15 protein-coding genes are annotated in these 18,026 nt (G+C 72.7%); 8 read left to right on the top strand and 7 right to left on the bottom strand.

What is annotated here, in order from left to right:
- Nucleotides 1-88: 88 nt before the first annotated feature.
- Nucleotides 89-874: a hypothetical protein gene (locus tag ACTWP9_RS09345; RefSeq protein ID WP_443245534.1), complete on the top strand. Its 786-nt coding sequence runs from the start codon at nucleotides 89-91 to the stop codon at nucleotides 872-874.
- Nucleotides 875-1,047: 173 nt separating this feature from the next.
- On the opposite strand, the gene ACTWP9_RS09340 is transcribed toward ACTWP9_RS09345, so the two are convergent.
- A complete protein-coding gene (locus tag ACTWP9_RS09340) occupies nucleotides 1,048-1,821 on the bottom strand; it encodes a GntR family transcriptional regulator (protein WP_443245533.1) in 774 nt (257 codons plus the stop codon).
- A 142-nt stretch (nucleotides 1,822-1,963) separates the two neighbouring features.
- Between ACTWP9_RS09340 and ACTWP9_RS09335 the strand changes: the two genes are divergently transcribed.
- Together ACTWP9_RS09335 and ACTWP9_RS09330 are read left to right on the top strand one after the other, a co-directional pair.
- Nucleotides 1,964-2,815, top strand: coding sequence for a (2Fe-2S)-binding protein (locus ACTWP9_RS09335; RefSeq protein ID WP_443245532.1), 852 nt, complete (start codon nucleotides 1,964-1,966; stop codon nucleotides 2,813-2,815).
- Between the two features lie 218 nt (nucleotides 2,816-3,033).
- Complete coding sequence (locus ACTWP9_RS09330) at nucleotides 3,034-4,149, top strand: DUF2637 domain-containing protein (RefSeq protein ID WP_443245531.1); 1,116 nt, start codon at nucleotides 3,034-3,036, stop codon at nucleotides 4,147-4,149.
- Nucleotides 4,150-4,287: 138 nt separating this feature from the next.
- Here the strand turns inward: ACTWP9_RS09330 and ACTWP9_RS09325 are convergent, their stop codons facing one another.
- A complete protein-coding gene (locus tag ACTWP9_RS09325) occupies nucleotides 4,288-5,550 on the bottom strand; it encodes an MFS transporter (protein WP_443245530.1) in 1,263 nt (420 codons plus the stop codon).
- A 75-nt stretch (nucleotides 5,551-5,625) separates the two neighbouring features.
- On the opposite strand from ACTWP9_RS09325, the gene ACTWP9_RS09320 reads away from it, so the two are divergent.
- Complete coding sequence (locus ACTWP9_RS09320; protein ID WP_443245529.1) at nucleotides 5,626-6,000, top strand: MerR family transcriptional regulator; 375 nt, start codon at nucleotides 5,626-5,628, stop codon at nucleotides 5,998-6,000.
- A 15-nt stretch (nucleotides 6,001-6,015) separates the two neighbouring features.
- Here ACTWP9_RS09320 and ACTWP9_RS09315 read toward each other — a convergent pair whose 3' ends face one another.
- The gene (locus ACTWP9_RS09315; RefSeq protein WP_443245528.1) at nucleotides 6,016-7,110 is read right to left on the bottom strand and encodes a protein phosphatase 2C domain-containing protein; all 1,095 of its coding nucleotides are present in this window, start codon (nucleotides 7,108-7,110) and stop codon (nucleotides 6,016-6,018) included.
- A gap of 142 nt (nucleotides 7,111-7,252) precedes the next feature.
- On the opposite strand from ACTWP9_RS09315, the gene ACTWP9_RS09310 reads away from it, so the two are divergent.
- Nucleotides 7,253-7,678, top strand: a complete 426-nt coding sequence (locus ACTWP9_RS09310) for a PPOX class F420-dependent oxidoreductase (RefSeq protein WP_443245527.1) — start codon at nucleotides 7,253-7,255, stop codon at nucleotides 7,676-7,678.
- Here the strand turns inward: ACTWP9_RS09310 and ACTWP9_RS09305 are convergent.
- From ACTWP9_RS09305 to ACTWP9_RS09290, 4 genes are all read right to left on the bottom strand, one after another.
- Entirely contained in the window at nucleotides 7,632-9,176 is a 1,545-nt protein-coding gene (locus tag ACTWP9_RS09305; protein ID WP_443245526.1) for an AlkA N-terminal domain-containing protein, read from the bottom strand. The genes ACTWP9_RS09310 and ACTWP9_RS09305 overlap by 47 nt on opposite strands.
- Before the next feature lie 33 nt (nucleotides 9,177-9,209).
- A complete protein-coding gene (locus ACTWP9_RS09300) occupies nucleotides 9,210-10,358 on the bottom strand; it encodes an MFS transporter (RefSeq protein ID WP_443245525.1) in 1,149 nt (382 codons plus the stop codon).
- Nucleotides 10,359-10,645: 287 nt separating this feature from the next.
- Complete coding sequence (rsgA, locus tag ACTWP9_RS09295) at nucleotides 10,646-11,767, bottom strand: ribosome small subunit-dependent GTPase A (protein ID WP_443245524.1); 1,122 nt, start codon at nucleotides 11,765-11,767, stop codon at nucleotides 10,646-10,648.
- A 257-nt stretch (nucleotides 11,768-12,024) separates the two neighbouring features.
- The gene (locus ACTWP9_RS09290; RefSeq protein WP_443245523.1) at nucleotides 12,025-13,089 is read right to left on the bottom strand and encodes a YihY/virulence factor BrkB family protein; all 1,065 of its coding nucleotides are present in this window, start codon (nucleotides 13,087-13,089) and stop codon (nucleotides 12,025-12,027) included.
- Between the two features lie 140 nt (nucleotides 13,090-13,229).
- Between ACTWP9_RS09290 and ACTWP9_RS09285 the strand changes: the two genes are divergently transcribed.
- The 3 genes from ACTWP9_RS09285 to ACTWP9_RS09275 all read left to right on the top strand — a co-directional run bounded on the left by ACTWP9_RS09285 (nucleotide 13,230) and on the right by ACTWP9_RS09275 (nucleotide 17,990).
- A complete protein-coding gene (locus ACTWP9_RS09285; RefSeq protein WP_443245522.1) occupies nucleotides 13,230-14,900 on the top strand; it encodes an acyl-CoA dehydrogenase family protein in 1,671 nt (556 codons plus the stop codon).
- A gap of 176 nt (nucleotides 14,901-15,076) precedes the next feature.
- Nucleotides 15,077-16,384: an MFS transporter gene (locus tag ACTWP9_RS09280; RefSeq protein WP_443245521.1), complete on the top strand. Its 1,308-nt coding sequence runs from the start codon at nucleotides 15,077-15,079 to the stop codon at nucleotides 16,382-16,384.
- 25 nt (nucleotides 16,385-16,409) lie between these two features.
- The gene (locus ACTWP9_RS09275; protein ID WP_443245520.1) at nucleotides 16,410-17,990 is read left to right on the top strand and encodes an ABC transporter substrate-binding protein; all 1,581 of its coding nucleotides are present in this window, start codon (nucleotides 16,410-16,412) and stop codon (nucleotides 17,988-17,990) included.
- Nucleotides 17,991-18,026: the final 36 nt, after the last annotated feature.

Below are 18,026 nucleotides of genomic sequence, written 5' to 3'. Positions count from 1 at the left end.
GTCACGTTCGGAAAAGCTGGATCCCACAGGCCCCCCGGGGCACACAGGCCCCGAAGGACACGAAGGACACGAGACCCGACCTCCGGCGATGGACCCCGACAGTCCACTGGGCCAAGCCGTGTGGCGGCTGCGCTCCCGCGGCTGCTGGGAGGATGCGGCAGCGCTGCTGGAGCCGTACGCCCAGGCACATCCGCAGGCGGCCGTCGGCCGGGCCGCGCTGTTCGTCGAACGGTGCATGTACACGGCCGACGGCTGGGCGGCGGCGGAGGACGCGCTGCGCGTCGCCGAGGCGGTCGCGCAGGTGGACGACGACCGCGGGGCCGCGGCCTGCGAGCGCGGCCAACTCGCCTACGCGGCAACCGTGCTGGGCGTACGCGACCGGACCGACGAGGCACGGGCCGCGCTGGGCAGGGCCGCCGCGCTGCTGGAGCCCAGCGCTCCCGGGCGTGCACTGCTGGACTTCCGGCGTGGGCTGCTGGCCGAGAACCTGAGTGAGACTCCGGAGTCGGCACGCGCCGCGTACCGCAGGGCGCACGCGGGCGCGACCGCCCGCGGTGACCTGCTGCTGTGCTCCTCGACCTGGCGGCACCTGGCGGGGCTCGCGGCACGCGAGGGTGAGCTGGCGGAAGCGCGCCACGGGTTCGCCGAATCGCTGCGGCTGCGCGAGGAGCTGGGCTTCCTGGTCGGTATGGCGCCTGCCCTGGCCTCGCTCGCCGACGTACAGCCGGAACCGGAGGCGACCCGGCTGCGCGAGGAGGCGGGACGGCTGTTCCGGCTGCTGGGCGGCGTTCCCACCTGGCTCGCCGACAGGCTCCCGGGGACGGAGCCCGATGACGGGCCCACCGATGAGACTGCAGCGCCTGCTGAGACGTGATCCCCCCAGGGCCGCCGCCCCGGCAGCTGAGTGGGGCCGACGACAGGACAGTCGCCGCAAAGAGACCGCGGAACGGCCCGCACAAGGGCCACAAAAAGGACCACAGAACGGCCGCAAAAGGCTACACGTAGGCCGCGGAATGGCCGCGGAATGGCCGCGGATCGGCAGTCGCCTCAGAAGTGCCCGCGCACCAGGCGTTCGACAGCGGGGAGGTCCTGGTCCGTCAACGCGTCCAGCAGTGCGAGGTGGTCGGCGGCCTCGGCGAGCAGGTCGGTGGTGCGGGGCGCGGGCGAGGCGCGCAGGGCCGACAGGTGCGTGCGGCGCTGTACGTCCTCGGCGACCGCGACGAGCTGCCGGTTGCCGGTCAGCTCCAGCAGAGCGCGGTGGAAGGCGCGGTCGGTCTCGGCGTAGGCCGTGTGGTCCCCGCACGCTGCCGCCTGCCATGTGTCGTCGGCGAGCGGCCGCAGCTGAGCCCAGTGTTCGACGGGCAGGGTGCGGGCGAGCGCCAGTACGGCGGGCACCTCCAGCAGGGCCCGCACCTCGGTGAGCTCGGCGAGATCGCGGGGGCTGTGCCGGGCCACCCGGAAGCCCCTGTTGGGCACCGTCTCGACGGCGCCCTCGCTCACCAGCAGTTGCATGGCCTCCCGTACGGGGGTCGGTGAGACGCCGAAGCGTTCCGCGAGCGCGGGTGCGGAGTAGACCTCGCCCGGGGCGAGTTCACCGGAGAGCAGCGCGGCGCGGAGGGCTTCGAGGATCTGGTCCCGTACGGAGTGGCGCTGCGGCACCACTTTGGGGGCCGGGGGCTCGCTGTGGGTGTGCTCGCCACGGACGGCCGTTTCCGCCCGCCGCTGGGGGCGAGGGGCGGGCGGCACGGAGGAGCCCACGGCAGGGACGGCCGCCGGCGGGACGGCGGTCGCCGTGCGGCACTCGGCTCGGCTCTGCTCCATGTGGCCCCCAGCACTCTCCGTACATGTCTTCGCCAGTGCAGGCTGCCGTGCACCCTAGGCCGACGCGACGCGAGATCAAACCTCGGGCACAATCAGCTAAGGTTAGGCTTACCTGCTAACGATCGTCGATTCGGTGGTCCTCATGACCGTGCCCACCCTCGTTCCCGCAGCCCCTGACGTCTCCCCTTTCCGTGCGGCGTACGCGCGGCTGACCGAAGTGTTTCCCTCGCTGGGTGTGACCGAGACCACGGCTCGTGAACGGCTTCCCGAGGGCTCCGGCTGGGTGCGGGCGAGCGCTCTGGCGGCCGGTGGTGAAGCGCTCGACGCGTTCCTCTCCTGGGACGAGGAACAGATCCTGCGGGACTACGCACAGCAGGGCCGCCCGGACGTGGTCGCCAGCTTCGGACTGCACCGTTACGCCTGGCCCGTCTGCCTGCTCGTCACCATGCCCTGGTTCCTCCAGCGGCGGGTGCCGCGGCTGCCCGTCGAGGCGGTGGCCTTCCAGCGTTCGCCGGGACAGCTGGCGGTCCGTATCGAGGAGTTCGCGTGCCTGCCGGACGACCCGGCGGCGACCGCGCCCGGCGCGCGCGTGGTGCCCGACGAAGAGGCTCTGCGCGCCGCGGTGCGGGAGGCCGTCGCCGCCCATCTCACGCCGGTGCTGGAGGGGTTCAGGCCACGGATGCGGCGCGGTTCGCGGGCGCTGTGGGGGATGGTGACCGACGAGATCACCGAAGGGCTCTGGTATCTGGGCCATCTGCTGGGCGAGGAACCGCGCGCGATGGCGGAGGCCGAACTGCTGCTCCCCGGCTCGCGGAAACCGTTCGTCCAGGGGGCGGGTTTCCGTCGGCTGACGGCTCCTGACGGCGCGGAGCTGACCACGCGCGACCGGGCGAGCTGCTGCCTCTTCTACACCCTCCGCCCCGAGGACACCTGCGTCACCTGCCCTCGTACGTGTGACGCGGAGCGTATCGAGCGAATGACAGCTGTCCGCTAGGGAGTTCGATGCCGGGTGCCCCTATGGGCCGCCGGTGCCCCCTTTAGCGTGCTCTTCCTATGAAACCCCCCAGAGGGGTGCCGCACTGCCGTAAAGATGCTCGGCGACACGAAGCAAGCCAGAGCGCGAGCGCGGTACCGCCTCGCGCACGTACGGACCCGTACGCGGCGTCCGCGACGTGCGCGTACCGCGGCACCGCGCGGCAAGGGGCACACCCGATGAGACTGACCGACATATCGCTGAACTGGGTGCTGTCGAGCGCCGTGCTGCTCGTCGGCACTCTGACCGCGGTGCTGGTGATGGCGCATTCGCGCCGCCACAGCTCCCCCGCCGAGAGCGACGCCGCCGGCACCACGCCCGGACAGCCCGACTCCTGGGAGCGCATCGAGGAGCGGCGCCGCCGGAAGGAGACCCTGTATGCGACAGCCGCGTATCTGCTCCTCTTCTGCTGCGCCGCCGTCGCCGCCGCGCTCTCCTTCCACGGGCTGGTCGGCTTCGGCAAGCAGAATCTGGGGCTGACCGGCGGCTGGGAGTACTTGGTTCCGTTCGGGCTGGACGGCGCCGCGATGTTCTCCGCCATGATCGCCGTACGCGAGGCCAGCCACGGCGACGCCTCGCTGGGGTCGCGGCTGCTGGTGTGGATCTTCGCGGGGGCGGCGGCCTGGTTCAACTGGGTGCACGCGCCACGCGGCGCCGAGCACGACGGAGCCCCGCAGTTCTTCGCCGGGATGTCGCTCTCCGCGGCGATCCTGTTCGACCGGGCGCTCAAGCAGACCCGCCGGGCCGCGTTGCGGGACCAGGGCCTGGTGCCCCGCCCGCTGCCGCAGATCCGCGTCGTCCGCTGGCTGCGGGCACCCCGCGAGACGTTCGGGGCCTGGTCGCTGATGCTGCTGGAGGGCGTGGGGACACTGGACGAGGCCGTCGACGAGGTGCGGGACGACCGGCGGCGACGCGAGCAGGAACGGCTGCGCCGCAAGGACCAGGAGCGCCTCGACCGGGCCCGGGTCAAGGCCATCAACCGGCAGCACCGGCGCTGGAGCCGGGGCCGCGACGAGCCGGGGCACCACGTGGAGGTCGAGATCGGCACTCCCACCGCGGCGGCTCCCCCGCCCGCCGCTGCGGTCACCGCGGGAGAACGCCCCGCCGACCTGCCCGCCGTGAGCCCACCGCCGGTGCCGCGCGCCCGGCCCGCGCTGCAGGCCGTCGGGGACGACAGCGCCTACATGCGAGGCGACAACGGGCGGGACGGCAGCGGCAACGAGAAGAACGCGGCCAGCCCACGGCTCGACAGCCTGGAGGAGAAACTGGCCGAGATCGAGCGGCAGTTCGGCTGAGGACTGCAGGCTGACAGCTGACAGCTGACGCATGACGCATGACGCATGACGCATGACGGCTGACCGGTGCGGTACGCGGGCGCGCTTCATGGCGCCTCGTACCGCACCGGCCGTCCAGGGCGGGTGCTGCCCGCGGACTCACCCGGCAGCGGCAGCGCGCCGGGCGGCGGGGAAGGCGTGCGCCCGGGCCGCGAGCACCACCGCCAGCACCGGCAGCATCAGCGCCAGGACGCTCCAGGGGAAAGCCTCCGTGCCCAGCGCCTCCAGCAGCACCCCGCCGACGACACCGCCACCGGCCATGGCGGCGTTCCACAGCGTGACGAGCATCGCCTGCGCGGCATCGGCGGAGTCACCGCCCGCCTCCCCGACGGCCGTCTGGAGCAGCGTCGGTGCTCCTCCCCAGCCGAGCCCCCACAGCGCGATGGCGCCGTACACCAGCAGCGTGCTGTCGGCCGCCACCGCCAGTACGGCTGCTGCGACGGCGACCAAGAGCGCGCCTCCGACGGTCAGGGCACGCAGCCTGCGGCCGATGTGCGCGCCGACGAACCAGATGCTCACCAGGGACGCGGCTCCGAAGACCAGCAGGACGCGGTCGACCGAACCGCCGAGGCCCGCATGGCCGAGGAAGGCGGCGATGTAGGTGTAGAGCACCGTGTGCGCCAGTACGTAGCCGAGCGTGACGAACAGGACGGGTGCCACACCGGGTACGCGCAGCACGCGCAACATCGGAGTCCGCGCCTCCGGGCGCTGTCCGGGGTGATCGGGGACGGCGGCCGTGATCCAGACCAACAGCGCGACGGTGAGTGCCGTCATGGCCCAGAAGGCGATCCGCCAGCCGAGCGCCTTGCCCAGGAACGTGCCCGCCGGGACGCCCAGCGAGAGCGCCACCGGAATGCCCGCCATGGCGATCGCGATGGCCCGGCCGCCCAGGTGCGGGGGCACCAGGCGGCGCGCGTACCCGGCCAGCAGTGCCCAGGCGAGCCCGGCAGCGACACCGGCGACGAACCGTGCGGTCATGGTGAGCGTGTAGTCGGTGGAGACGGCCGTGACGGTGTTGGCCGCGGCGAAGCCCGCCATCGCCGTCAACAGCAGCCGCTTGCGCCGCCATCCTGCGGTGAACGCGGTCAGCGGGATGGCCGTGAGTGCCGTCCCGACGGCGTAGATGGTGACCGTCTGGCCCATGGCGGACTCACTGACGGCCAGGTCGCCGCTCATCGCGGGCAGCAGGCCCGCGGGCAGGGTCTCGGTGAGGCTGGTGATGAAGACGGCTGTCGCCAGCGCCAACAGGGCGGCGAGCGGGAGTCTCTGCCGCTCAGCGGGGCGGGAGTCAAGGGATGCGGGCGGAGTTGCGGATGTGGCGCCGGTCTCGGTGTGCGCAGCACGCGCGGTGTCGGTTCGCATGGCCGGTATGCTCGAACCCTCACATTGGTGTGAACGTCAAGCGGGAACGGGTCGAGCGGAAGTGAGGGCGCCCACATGCGGATCGGAGAGCTCTCGGAACGTACCGGAACACCTCGGCGGCTGCTGCGCTACTACGAGGAACAGGGGCTCATCGCCGCGGAGCGATGCCCCAACGGCTACCGCGACTACGACGAGCGGTTCGTCGACCGGGTGCTGCAGATCCGGGGGCTGCTCGACGCCGGGCTGCCTACGCGGATCATCAAGCAGATCCTGCCGTGCCTCGACAAGCCCCGGGTGATCCATTTCCAGGACGCCACTCCCGAAATGCTCGCCACCCTGGAGGACCAGCTGGGGCGGATGACGGCACGCGTGGAGTGCCTGACCCGCAACCGGGACGCCATCGCCGAATACCTCGATGCGGTACGGGCCACCCGCGCACCGGAAACCTGACCCCGGCCCGCCGGCTCAGCCCTCCCACACCGCCACCGCCGTCCGGTCGCCCTCGTGCCCCTCGACGTCGTACTGGAGGTCGGCGAGGTACGCGGCAAGGCCAGGTGGCTCCCCGCCCGGTGCCGCCCAGCGGGCCGCGAGCCGGTCCACGAAGGGCGGCTCGGCGCGCAGCGGCTCGGCCAGGCCGGGACTGCACATCAGCAGCACGTCGCCGGGGTGTGCGAGGCAGGAGCGGAAGCGGAACGGCTCCGTGCGGGCGGGCTCGGGCGGCTCTGCCGGGGTGAAGCCGTCACGGACAGCGGCGGCACCCGCGGCCGGGTCATGGCCGAGGACCGAACTCCCCTCCGGCGCGGGCGACATGGTGGCCACAGGCTCGACGTCCTGCCAGACACCGTCCCGCAGCCGGAGAAACCCGCCTCCGCCGGCACCGAAGAACACCCGGGTACGGCAGCCTGGATCGGCGGGCAGCAACAGGCACCGCAGATCGGCGGAGTACTGCTCGGGCTCCAGGCCCAGCGCGGCGGCCTGCGCACGCAGCCGGCCGAACGTGCGGTCCACCAGCCGGTGCAGCCCGGGCTGGAGCGCGCTGTTGCGGGCCGAACGGATGTCGTCCACCAGCCGCGCATGGCTACGGCCGACAGCCGCCCCGATCGAGTGACACGCCTCCCGCGCGGCCCGGTGTCCGCCCGGACCCGACCGTGCCCCCGCCGCGACGGCGACCAGCAGCAGCGCGTCCTCTCCCGCTCCGAACCGTGCGGCCAGCAGCGCGTCCGACCGCAGCTCCCCCGCCCGCCGCGCCGCCTCCCCGCGCACGGATGCCGCCCGCAGCGCGGCGCGACCGAACCGCGTCCCCTCCAGCGCCGTGTCCGGCACCAGCTCCCCCAGCGCGCCCGGATCGGCCACCGGCAACGCGCCGGCCCACTCCGCGGGGGCAGGCTTGGGAGCCGAGGTGTCGGTCAGGGTGCGGCTCACCGAGCGGTAGCGCTCGTCGAGGGTGTCCCGGGCGCGGGTGCGGCCCGTGTCGGGGGCGTGCGGGTCGTACAACTGCGCCCACCAGTCGCGGTGTTGGCCGTGGTGCCGCTCGTCGTCCTGTGCCCCCGGTGCGCTCATGGGCTCATTGTCTCGCGCACGGATCGGGCCGGAAGGCCGTACGCGGGATCGTCACCGGACCGGGGTCCTACGCCGCAAGTCGTGGACCGGGACCGACCATGATCCGATGCAGTGTCGAGCAGTGCATGTGACGCTGCCAGGCATGACACCTGTGACATCTGCCTCCGGCACCTCTCCGTCTCCGGCCGACCCTCGCGACAAGGAGTTCACCGCCGCCGAGCGGGACTTCCTGGCGTCCCAGCGGCTGGGACGGCTGGCGACGGTGGACCCGAAGGGACAGCCGCAGAACAACCCCGTCGGCTTCTTCCCGCAGGACGACGGCACCATCCTGGTGGGCGGCTATGCCCTCGGTACGACGAAGAAGTGGCGCAACCTGCGCACCCGGCCCCGGCTCGCCCTCGTCGTGGACGACATCGTCAGCCACAAGCCGTGGCGGGTGCGCGGCGTGGAGATCCGGGGCGTCGCCGAGCTGCGCGAGGGACCGCACGGTCTGGGCCCGCACTTCAGCGACGAGCTGATCGTCATTCACCCGCGCTGGGTGCACAGTTGGGGGCTGGAGGAGGAGTGAGGCCCGTCGCGTACCACAGGTGGTGCAGCGCGTAGGACCGCCAGGGGCGCCACTGGCCGGACTGTGCGGGGGCTGCCCCGATCAGCGTCAGCCCGTGTCGTACGCCCACGTCGCCGGGGAGGAAGACGTCCGGGTCGCCCAGGGCGCGCATCCGCATATAGCCCGCCGTCCACGGGCCGACCCCGGGGAGTGCCAGCAGCGCGCGTTCGGTCTCCTCGCGGTCGGCACCCGGGTCGAGCACCACGGTGCCGTCCGCGAGTGCCGCGGCCACGGTGCGGATGGTGCGGCGGCGGCTCTCGGGCATGCCCAGTTCGCCCAGCGGCGCCTCGGCGAGTACGTCAACCTCGGGGAACAGGTGGGTGAGCGTGCCGTCGGGTGCCGCCAGCGGTTTGCCGTAGCCCGCGACGAGCCTGCCGCCCAGCGTGCGTGCGGCGCCCACGGTGACCTGCTGGCCGAGCACCGCGCGGATCGCCAGCTCGTGCGCGTCCGCGGCACCGGGTGAGCGCAGTCCGGGCGTACGGGCGACCAGCTGCCCCAGCGCCCCGTCGTCCTCGCCGAGCCGCTCGGCGACCGCGAACGGGTCCGCGTCCAGGTCGAAGAGGCGGCGCACGCGCTGGACGGCGGTCGTCAGATCACGCAGGTCCCCCAGGTGCAGTCGGCATTCGAGCCAGCCATGGCCGCTGCGGGCGGGGCATTCGTCGACCTCGGCGATGCCGGTGCCGTACGGCAGGTTCAGGGTGCGCCGGTAGGTGCGGCTGCCGGGGGTGCCCAGCACCTCCTCGACGCCCGGTATCACGCGGCGCTCGAGGAAGCCGAAGACCTGCCCGGCGGCGTACTCTCCGCGGTACGCCAGCCGCAGCGGCACCCCGGCGACGGCGCCGCCGCCATGTGCGGCGGCCTCCCGCACCTCGGGGCGGCCCGCGGGCCCGTGCCCGCCCCGCGCGGAGGCAGCGCGCAGCTCGCTCGGCGTACGGGCGTAGATCTCGCGGACGGTGTCGTTGAACTGCCGCACACTCGCGAAGCCCGCCGCGAACGCGACCTGGGTGACGGGCAGCGGCGTCGTCTGGAGCAGCACCCGCGCGGTGTGCGCCCGCTGGGCCCGCGCGAGCGCCACAGGTCCCGCGCCGAGCTCCGCGGTGAGCTGGCGCTGCAACTGGCGGGGGCTGTAGCCGAGCCGCTGGGCCAGGCCCGCGACGCCTTCGCGGTCCACGACCCCGTCGGAGATCATCCGCATCGCGCGGCCCACCAGGTCGGCCCGTACGTTCCACTCGGCGGAGCCGGGCACCGCGTCGGGGCGGCACCTGCGGCAGGCGCGGAAGCTGGCAGCCTGGGCCGCCGCCGCGGTGGGGTAGAAGCGGACGTTCTCCCGTTTCGGGGTCACCGCCGGGCAGCTCGGCCGGCAGTAGATGCCGGTGGTGCGCACACCCAGGAAGAACACCCCGTCGAATCGGGCGTCCCTGCTGCGTACGGCCTCGTACCTGCTGTCTTCTGTCGTCACGTCTCCCAGTGTGGGAGGGCATCCGGCGGAGAGCTAGCGGGATTCGGACATGGCCGTCGGCCGGGCGCTCCCGCGGCGCAGCGCGTATGCGGCGCACAGGAACGGCACGGCGGCGAGGCCGAAGAGCCAAGCCGGTCCCGCACCTCCCGCCGAGCCTGCCGCGTAGCCGCCGTAGACGGCGACGGCAACGACCTCCGAACCGAAGCCCGCCACCGAGGTGACGGTCGCACGTGCGGAGTCGTCGACGCGTTCCTGGAGGCGCGCCTCGGTGTGGGCCACCGCCCAGTAGAACGCGCCGAACGCGGCTGCCAGCACCACGAACCCCGCCGGGACCCGCGCTGCGGCCGCGCAGGCAGCGGTCGCCAGCCAGAGCGCGCCCACCGCCAGCACGGGAGCCGCCCACCGGTCCCCTCGCCCTGCGAGCCAGCCCCCGGCTGCCGCTCCCGCGGAGACAAGCCCCACCAGCAGCGGCAGCGTCGCCGGTGCCGCTCCGCTCGCCTGCGCGAGCAGCGGTACGTACTCGTCCAGCGCCGTGACGCCGCTCACCACGGCAGTGAGCGCCACCGCACGGGCCACGCCCGGCGTACCGCGCACCTGCGCCAGAGCGCTCGCCGCGACGGTACGCAGCGTGGGAGCGGGCTCCGTGTGGCCGTCGGCCGGAACAGCGGCGGTGCCCTGGGACGTACGACGGGACGGGAAGGTGAGGGCTGTCAGCGCTGTCGCCGCGCACGCCGCAACGCTCGCGATACCGACCGCCCGGTATCCGGCGGTCGCGAGCACCGGCGCCGCCAAGACGTCGGCCAGCAGCACGGCCGAGGTACCCATCGCATGTGCCCGTCCGACGAGTTCGGGGTAGGCGCCGGTCTGCCGGTGCCGTTTCAGATGCTCGTACGTGAGGGCCTGCCAGGTGCCCGACCGCAGTGCGGACCCCGCTCCCCACAGCACGAATCCGGCGGCGAACGCCGGGTAGGACGGCGCGAACGTCCACAGCGCGAAGCCGACCGCGCTGAGCAGCGGCGCGCACACCAGCAGGAGACGGCGGGAGAAGAGATCGGCCCACAGGCCGGACGGGATCTCCAGGGCGAACGTCGTCACCGACCAGATGACGAACAGCGAGGAGATCTCCGCCGGGCTCAACCCGTGCTCGGCGAAGAGCAGCGCGTAGACCGGGTACAGGAGCACCAGGTCGTCGAGGAACGTATAGGCGTACAGCGTCCGGGCCAGCCGTGCCCGCGCGCGGCGCGCAGCATGCTCTGCGGGGCGGATTTCGGCGCTCTGTGAGCGTCAATGTCGCTTCATGGCCCCCAGCCTACGGCGCGCCCGGAAGCTTCGCAGCGCAGTTCCCCGCGCCCCGTCAGGGGCGCGGGGAACTGCGCGACAAGCCACAAGGCCGCAGCGTGCAAACGCCGGTCAGGGGCACCCCCTCGCCAGAAACAACGGGAGGGGGCACCAGGTCCGCACGACAAGCCTCAGCGGCGGCGCGGTCCGCGCTTGCGCTCCAGCATGTGGCGGCCGAGCGCCTGCCGTTGTTTGAACACCTTGCGCTGCTCCGCGCGCAGCCGCGCGTCGGTGCGGGCGGCCAGGCGGGCGTTCTCGCGCAGCAGTTTGCGGTAGCTCTCCAGGCGGCGTTCGGGCAGGGTACCGTCCTCGACGGCGGCCAGGACGGCGCAGCCGGGCTCGGACTGGTGCGCACAGTCCGGGAACCGGCAGTCGGCCGCGAGCTCCTCGATCTCGGAGAACGCCTGGCCGAGCCCGTCCTCGGCGTCCCACAGGCCGACACCGCGCAGCCCCGGGGTGTCGATGAGGACACCGCCGCCGGTCTCCGCGGGCAGGGGCAGCAGGTTGCGGGTGGTCGTGGTGTGCCGCCCCTTGCCGTCCCGGTCGCGGATGGCCTGCACCTGTTGCGCCCGGTGCCCCAGCAGCGCGTTGGCCAGCGTGGACTTGCCGGCGCCCGACTGGCCGAGCAGCGCCGTGGTGCCGCCCGCGAGGACGGCGGCGAGGATGTCGATGCCCTCGCCCGTCTCCGCGCTGACGGGCAGCACCTGGACGCCGGGCGCGGTGGTCTCCGCGTCCGCGACCAGGTGCGCGACGGTGGCCCCGTCGGGTACGAGGTCCGCCTTGGTGAGGACGAGCAGCGGCTGGGCGCCACTGCTCCACGCCAGGGAGAGGAACCGCTCGATACGGCCCAGATCCAGCTCAGCGTCGAGGGAGATCGCGATCAGCGCGTGGTCGACGTTGGCAGCGAGGACCTGCCCCTCCGAGCGCTTGGAGGACGTGGAGCGGACGAAGGCGGTACGGCGCGGCAGCAGCGTCCGTACGTACGGCGGGGCGCCGTCCGCGTCGACGACGGCCCAGTCACCGGTGCACACGACCCGCATGGGGTCGCGCGGAACGACGAACTCGGTGTCGGCCCGCAGGGTGCCTGCCGGGGTGACCAGATCGCACTGGCCCCGGTCGACGCGCACCACCCTGCCGGGCAGCGGATCCGGCCCCGCGGTGGCTGGGTCGGCGGTCGCCCGTAGGTACTCGGCCTGCCAGTCGGCGTCCCAGCCGTATGCGGCCAGCGCCGCGTGCTCGCGTGAATGAGACATGCTCTGCGACAAGGGGTTGACCCTTCACAAGGGTGGCCCCGGCTCCGCGTAGGGAAGAGTCAGCCGGTGGCCACGGAGGTTGATGTGACGGACTGGATGTGGGCAGCGCCCAGCGTGGAGACAGCCATCAGTCGCACCTCCGTTCTTGTCGCATGGCACGGCGGACTTCTGTGCCACCGTGCGGGTCGGCATGGACGGTAGCCCTGCCGTGTGCCGCGCCGCCACCGGTTTTGCGGCCGGAAGCGGCGAGGAGGGGGTCAGCCGCCCAGGGTGTCGTCTTCGGCGGCGTCGTCGCGGTCGTGCCCGCGTGGCCGCAGCAGCCGGCCCCGCACGTCCGACGGGGGCAGGAACTTGGTCCAGCGTTCGGGGAACTCCGCGGGGGCGTCCACCATGTCGTCGTCCTCCGCCAAGCGGCGGCGCCGCGCGGCGACCGCGGCGACGACCTCGGCCGCCGCCTCCTCACGGCGCCGCTCGTTGGCGCGCCGCGCTGCGGCCGTGGCCACCGAGGGCCAGACGTGGTCGATGGCGGCGTTCACGGCGGCGCCCACCAGCACGGCGAAGGCCGAGACGCCGATCCACAGCAGTACGGCGACGGGTGCGGCGAGCGAGCCGTAGATGGTGGGGCCCTCCACGGTGTTCGTCAGATACAGCCGCAACAGGAAGCTGCCGAGCACCCACATCACCAGTGCCACCAGTGCGCCGGGGATGTCCTCCCGCCAGGGGGACCGCACCGGCACGGAGACGTGGTACAGCGTGGTGAGGAAGACGATGGACAGCAGCAGCACGACGGGCCAGTAGAAGACGCCGACCACCCACTGCGCCTGCGGCACCAGCCGTAGCACCGCATCGGGGCCCGCCACCATCAGCGGCAGCGCCACCGCGCCGATCACCAGTGCCACGAGGTAGAGGAAGAACGCCAGCAGCCGGGTCTTGACGATTCCGCGCCGCCCGTCCAGCCCGTACATCACGGTGATGGTGTCGATGAAGACGTTCACAGCCCGTGAGCCCGACCACAGGGCCAGCGCGAAGCCGAGTGAGATCACATCGGGCCCGCCGCCTCTGATCACGTCGTCGATGAGTGGCCGGGCGACCTGGTCGACGCCTCTGTCGGAGAGCACGGTGGCGGAGGCGTCCAGGAAGTTCCGCCGGATCATCTCGATCGTGTCGGCGCCGATCCAGTCCAGGTAACCCAGCAGGCCGATCACGCCGAGCAGCAGCGGCGGGATGGAGATGAGCGTGAAGAACGCCGCCTCGGCCGCCAGCCCGAGCACGCGGTACTCCATGCACGAGTTGACGGTGTCCTTGAGCAGCAGCCACGCCATCCTCCTTTTGGGGACGTCGCGATACTTCACCCGCGCCCTGCGGAACTGGCCATGGGACCGCCGGGGAGCCCACCGGGGGGCCCGTCCGGCGGTCTGCTCAGGGGTTTCCTCGACTGCACGCACCTCTTTAACGTATCTGTATGCCACCCTCGACACACACCGTGACCAACCAGGCTCCGCCGCTGGTCGACTACGACGTCTTCTCCGCCGACCCCGCACTGGCCGAAGGCGTGGCCCGGCACATGGCACCCGAGCGCGCCGAGGAGGCCCGCGCCGAGCTGGCCGCGCTGGGCAGGACGGCGGGCTCGGCCCAGGCGCAGGAGTGGGGCAGGCAGGCCAACGAGCACCCGCCCGTGCTGCGTACGCACGACCGGTACGGGCACCGGATCGACGAGGTCGACTTCCACCCCGCCTGGCACCGGCTGATGGAGCACGCGGTGGCCGCGGGGCTGACGGACGCGTGGTCGCGCCCCGAAGGGCAGCTGCGGCGTACTGCGGGCTTCTACGTGTGGTCCCAGGTGGAGGCGGGGCACAGCTGTCCGGTCTCGATGTCGCACGCGGCCGTGCCGGCGCTGCGCAAGGAGCCGGCGCTGGCCGCCGAGTGGGAGCCGCGGCTGAGCTCGCACGTCTACGACTACGGGCTGGACCGCCCCGCGAGCGCCAAGCTGGGGGCGATCGCCGGGATGGGCATGACGGAGAAGCAGGGCGGCAGCGACGTACGCGCCAACACGACCGAGGCCGTGCCGCTGACGGGCGAGGGCAGGGGCGAAGGGGAGTACACGCTCCTCGGCCACAAGTGGTTCTGCTCCGCGCCGATGTCGGACGTCTTCCTGGTGCTGGCGCAGGCGCCCGGGGGGCTCACCTGTTTCCTGGTGCCCCGGGTGCTGCCGGACGGTACGCACAACGCGTTCCGTATCCAGCGGCTCAAGGACAAGCTGGGCAACCGCTCCAACGCATCCAGCGAGGTGGAGTTCGACGGCACCACCTGGGCGCACCGGGTGGGCGAGGAGGGCCGCGGGGTGGCGACCATCATCGAGATGGTGGCGGCCACCCGGCTGGACTGTGTGACGGGCTCGGCGGCGCTGATGCGGCAGGCTGTGGCGCAGGCCACCCACCACACCGCGCACCGCTCGGCGTTCGGCAAGCTGCTGATCGAACAGCCGCTGATGCGGAACGTCCTCGCGGACATGGCGCTGGAGTCGGAGGCGGCCACCACACTGACCCTGCGGCTGGCCGCGGCGTACGACAGTGCGGCAGGAGAGGGCGAACAGGCGGCGGCGGACCGCGCGTTCCTGCGGCTGGCGCTGCCGACGGCCAAGTACTGGGTGACCAAGCGCGGTGTGCCGCTGGCGGGTGAGGCGCTGGAGTGCCTGGGCGGCAACGGCTATGTGGAGGAGTCGCCGATGCCGCGGCTGCTGCGCGAGTCGCCGCTCAACTCGCTGTGGGAGGGCTCGGGGAACGTCCAGGCCCTGGATGTGCTGCGGGCGCTCCAGCGCTCTCCCGAGTCGCTGAACGCGTTCCTGACGGAGATCGGTCAGGCGCACGGCGCCGACCACCGGCTGGACGCCGCGACCAAGGATGTGTTCTCCCAGCTGGCGGACCTGGACGGCATCGAGACCCGGGCCCGGCGGCTGGTGGAGCGGATGGCGCTGGTCCTCCAGGGTTCGCTGCTGGTGCGGTTCGCGCCGCCGGCCGTCTCCGACGCGTTCTGCGCCTCGCGGCTGGGCGGCGACTGGGGCGCGGCCTTCGGCACGCTGCCCTCGGGGCTCGACCTGGAGGCGATCGTGGAGCGGGCGCTGCCGGTGGCGTAGCCGACCGGCGAGGTAGCCGAGCGAAGGCCGACGGAGCCAGACAAATGAAAATGGTGTTCATCTCTGTATAGTGGCCGACGTGCTGCCGCCCCGCGCGGGTGGCAGCACGCCGGCCGCGCGCTTCCGCCCGGACGGACATCCACAACGCAGGCCGTTCGAGGGGGAGGGACGCATTGGTGCGCGTCTGGCGGGAGGTACGGGGCTTCCCGGTCGCGGTCCGCGTTCTGCTGGTCAACCAGTTCGGCGTGAACACCGGCTTCTATCTGCTGATTCCGTATCTGGCCACCCACCTCGGCCAGGACCTCGGCCTCTCCGCCGCCGTCGTCGGCACCGTGCTGGGCGTACGCAATCTCAGCCAGCAGGGGCTCTTCCTGGTGGGCGGGACGGCGGCCGACCGGCTCGGGCCGCGCACGGTCATCATTGCCGGATGCGCCCTCCGCACCGTCGGCTTCGGTCTCTTCGCGCTGGGCGACGGCATGGCGGTGCTGCTCGCCGCCTCAGCGCTGAGCGGGTTCGCCGGAGCGCTGTTCAACCCGGCCGTGCGTACGTACCTGGCGCGGGAGGCCGGTGAGCGCAAGGCCGAGGCGTTCGCGCTCTTCCAGATGTTCGCGACGGCGGGCTCGCTGGCCGGTCCGGTGCTCGGCACCGCCCTGCTGCTGGCGGGGTTCCGCACCTCGGCGCTCGTCGCCGCCGGGCTGTTCCTGCTGCTGACCGTCGCCCAGGCCCTTGCCCTGCCGGCTCGTCCGGCACCCGAACCGCCGCCGGGGGCCGAGGGGCTGCGCGGCGTGCTCGGTGACTGGCGCGAAGTGCTGGGCGACCGCGCCTTTCTGGGGTTCGCGCTGGCCATGGTCGGGATGTTCGCCATGGAGAACCAGCTGTATCTGCTGTTCCCCGCGGCGGCGCGCCAGGCCACCGGCTGGGACGGCGCGGCCGGGCTGGTGTTCCTCACCGGCACCATCGCAAGCCTGACCTGCCAACTGCGGCTCACCCGGGCGCTCCAGGGCCGGGGCGAGCGGGCACGCTGGATCGCCGCGGGGCCGGCCGTCATGGGGCTGGCGTTCCTGCCGCCCCTGCTCATCGCCTGGGCCGGCACCCCGCAGGACCCCGCCGGGGCAGCGCTCGGACTGCTGCCCGTGCTGCTGGGCGCCGTGCTGCTGTACGGGGGACTGATGGCGGCACAGCCCTTCGTTATGGAGCTGGTGCCCGCCTATGGGCGGGAGGGGCTGACCGGCACGTACTTCGGGGTGTTCTACGCCGTCTCCGGTATCGCCGCCGCCGGTGGCAACGCGCTCGTCGGCTGGGCCATGGACGCCGGTGCGGCGCGGGGCGCGCCCTGGCTGCCGTGGGTGTGCTGCCTGTGCTTCGGCCTGCTGACCGCCGCCGGGATCACCCTGCTGCGGCGACGGGGTGCGATGCCCTCCCCCGCCGCGGCGACGCCCACGACTTCCGCGCACGCCCGCCCCACGCCGACGACCCTCAAGTAGCCCTCTTCTCCAGGAGTTCACCGTCATGAGAGAGCAGCATCGCCCTGCCCCCACCCTGCACGGACCCCGGCGGCGGGGTGTACTCGCCGCGGGAGCGGGCGCCGCGGCGCTCGGCACGCTGGCCCTCGCCGGGTGCGCCGACCCGGCGGGCGGGGGTGGCGGGGGCCGACCGGTGCGCGGCGGACGGCTGCGGGCCGCATTCGCGGGCGGCGGCACCAACGAGACGCTCGACCCGCATCTGGCCAACCTGTTCGGCGATGCGGCCCGCGCCAAGGCGCTGTTCGACAAGCTCGCCGACTTCGGGCCCGACCTGGCCGCACGGCACCGGCTCGCCGCTTCCTGGGAGCCGGACCGCGCCCTCAAGCGCTGGCGCATCACCCTGCGCGAGGCCACCTTCCACAACGGCGCCCCGGTGACCGCCGCCGATGTGCTGCACAGCTACCGCAGGATCGCCGACCCGAAGAAGGCGTTCCGTGCCCGCGCCGACCTGGAACCCATCGATCTGGACGCCAGCCGTGCGACGGGCAAGCGCTCGCTGGAGTTCCACCTCAAGCGGCCGACCGCCGAATTCCCCAACGTGCTCGCGGCGTTCGGCACCTACATCCTCCCCGCCGACGTCGACGACGACTTCAAGAAGCCGGTCGGCTCCGGCCCGTTCCGTTTCGTGTCCTTCCGGCCCGGCACCTCGACCGTGCTGCGCCGCTACGCCGACCACTGGGACGGTGCGCCCTACCTGGACGAGCTGGAGTTCGTCGGCGTCAACGAGGAGTCGGCCCGGATCAACGCGCTGCTGGGCGGCCAGGTCGAGTACGCGCACGAGCTGAACCCGACCACCGCACGCGCCCACCAGGACAGCGGCAGGGTGAACATCATCCGCCTCAAGAACAGCGCCATGCAGGCGTTCGCCCTCAAGACGGACCGGCCGCCCTTCGACGACAAACGGGTGCGGGAGGCGTTCTTCCTCATAGCCGACCGCACCGAACTGGTGAAGGGCGCGCTCTCCGGCGCCGGCGAGATCGGCAACGACCTGTTCGGCAAGGGCTACGAGCACTACGCCGACTCCCTCCCCCAGCGCCACCAGGACCTCGACCGGGCCCGCGCTCTCCTCAAGAGGGCAGGCGCGGAAGATCTCGAGGTCACCCTGGACACCTCCGACGTGGCCGCCGGTTTCACCGAGGCTGCCGCCATCTTCCGGGACCAGGCCAAAAAGGCGGGTGTCACCGTCAAGGTCAGGACAGGCGACCCGGACAGCTACTGGAGCGACATCCTCGACTCCGGCACCATGTGCTGCTACCGCTCCGGCGCCATGCCGATCGGCACCCACATCTCGCAGCGGCTGCTGACCGACTCGACGACCAACGCCACCAAGTGGCAGCACAAGGACTTCGACGAGCTGTACGCCACAGCCCAGTCCACCGCCGACGACTCCGAGCGCCAGCGGCTCTACGCGCGCATGCAGCGCCGTCTGCATGCCGAAGGCGGCTTTTTGGTGTGGGGGTTCGCCGACTGGATCGTCGGCACCGCGCGGCGGTTGCGAGGCGTACGCCGCGACGCGCCCGCCAACACGCTGGACTGGGCACGCTTCGACAAGGTGTGGCTGGCGTGAGTGCCCTCCCCGCAGCGCCGGTGACGGCGTCCGGGG

Origin of the sequence: Streptomyces sp. 3N207, from assembly GCF_052246355.1 — a bacterium.
Lineage (GTDB): Bacteria > Actinomycetota > Actinomycetes > Streptomycetales > Streptomycetaceae > Streptomyces.
This window is presented reverse-complemented; position numbering and strand designations above follow the sequence as displayed.

Excerpts from the sequence above, each read along its gene's own strand:
- ACTWP9_RS09325 (WP_443245530.1), bottom strand. The coding sequence starts at position 5,550 with ATGCGAACCGACACCGCGCGTGCTGCGCACACCGAGACCGGCGCCACA.
- ACTWP9_RS09340 (WP_443245533.1), bottom strand. The coding sequence starts at position 1,821 with ATGGAGCAGAGCCGAGCCGAGTGCCGCACGGCGACCGCCGTCCCGCCG.
- ACTWP9_RS09345 (WP_443245534.1), top strand. The coding sequence starts at position 89 with ATGGACCCCGACAGTCCACTGGGCCAAGCCGTGTGGCGGCTGCGCTCC.
- ACTWP9_RS09290 (WP_443245523.1), bottom strand. The coding sequence starts at position 13,089 with ATGGCGTGGCTGCTGCTCAAGGACACCGTCAACTCGTGCATGGAGTAC.
- ACTWP9_RS09285 (WP_443245522.1), top strand. The coding sequence starts at position 13,230 with ATGCCACCCTCGACACACACCGTGACCAACCAGGCTCCGCCGCTGGTC.
- rsgA (WP_443245524.1), bottom strand. The coding sequence starts at position 11,767 with ATGTCTCATTCACGCGAGCACGCGGCGCTGGCCGCATACGGCTGGGAC.
- ACTWP9_RS09335 (WP_443245532.1), top strand. The coding sequence starts at position 1,964 with ATGACCGTGCCCACCCTCGTTCCCGCAGCCCCTGACGTCTCCCCTTTC.
- ACTWP9_RS09330 (WP_443245531.1), top strand. The coding sequence starts at position 3,034 with ATGAGACTGACCGACATATCGCTGAACTGGGTGCTGTCGAGCGCCGTG.
- ACTWP9_RS09315 (WP_443245528.1), bottom strand. The coding sequence starts at position 7,110 with ATGAGCGCACCGGGGGCACAGGACGACGAGCGGCACCACGGCCAACAC.
- ACTWP9_RS09275 (WP_443245520.1), top strand. The coding sequence starts at position 16,410 with ATGAGAGAGCAGCATCGCCCTGCCCCCACCCTGCACGGACCCCGGCGG.
- ACTWP9_RS09320 (WP_443245529.1), top strand. The coding sequence starts at position 5,626 with ATGCGGATCGGAGAGCTCTCGGAACGTACCGGAACACCTCGGCGGCTG.
- ACTWP9_RS09310 (WP_443245527.1), top strand. The coding sequence starts at position 7,253 with ATGACACCTGTGACATCTGCCTCCGGCACCTCTCCGTCTCCGGCCGAC.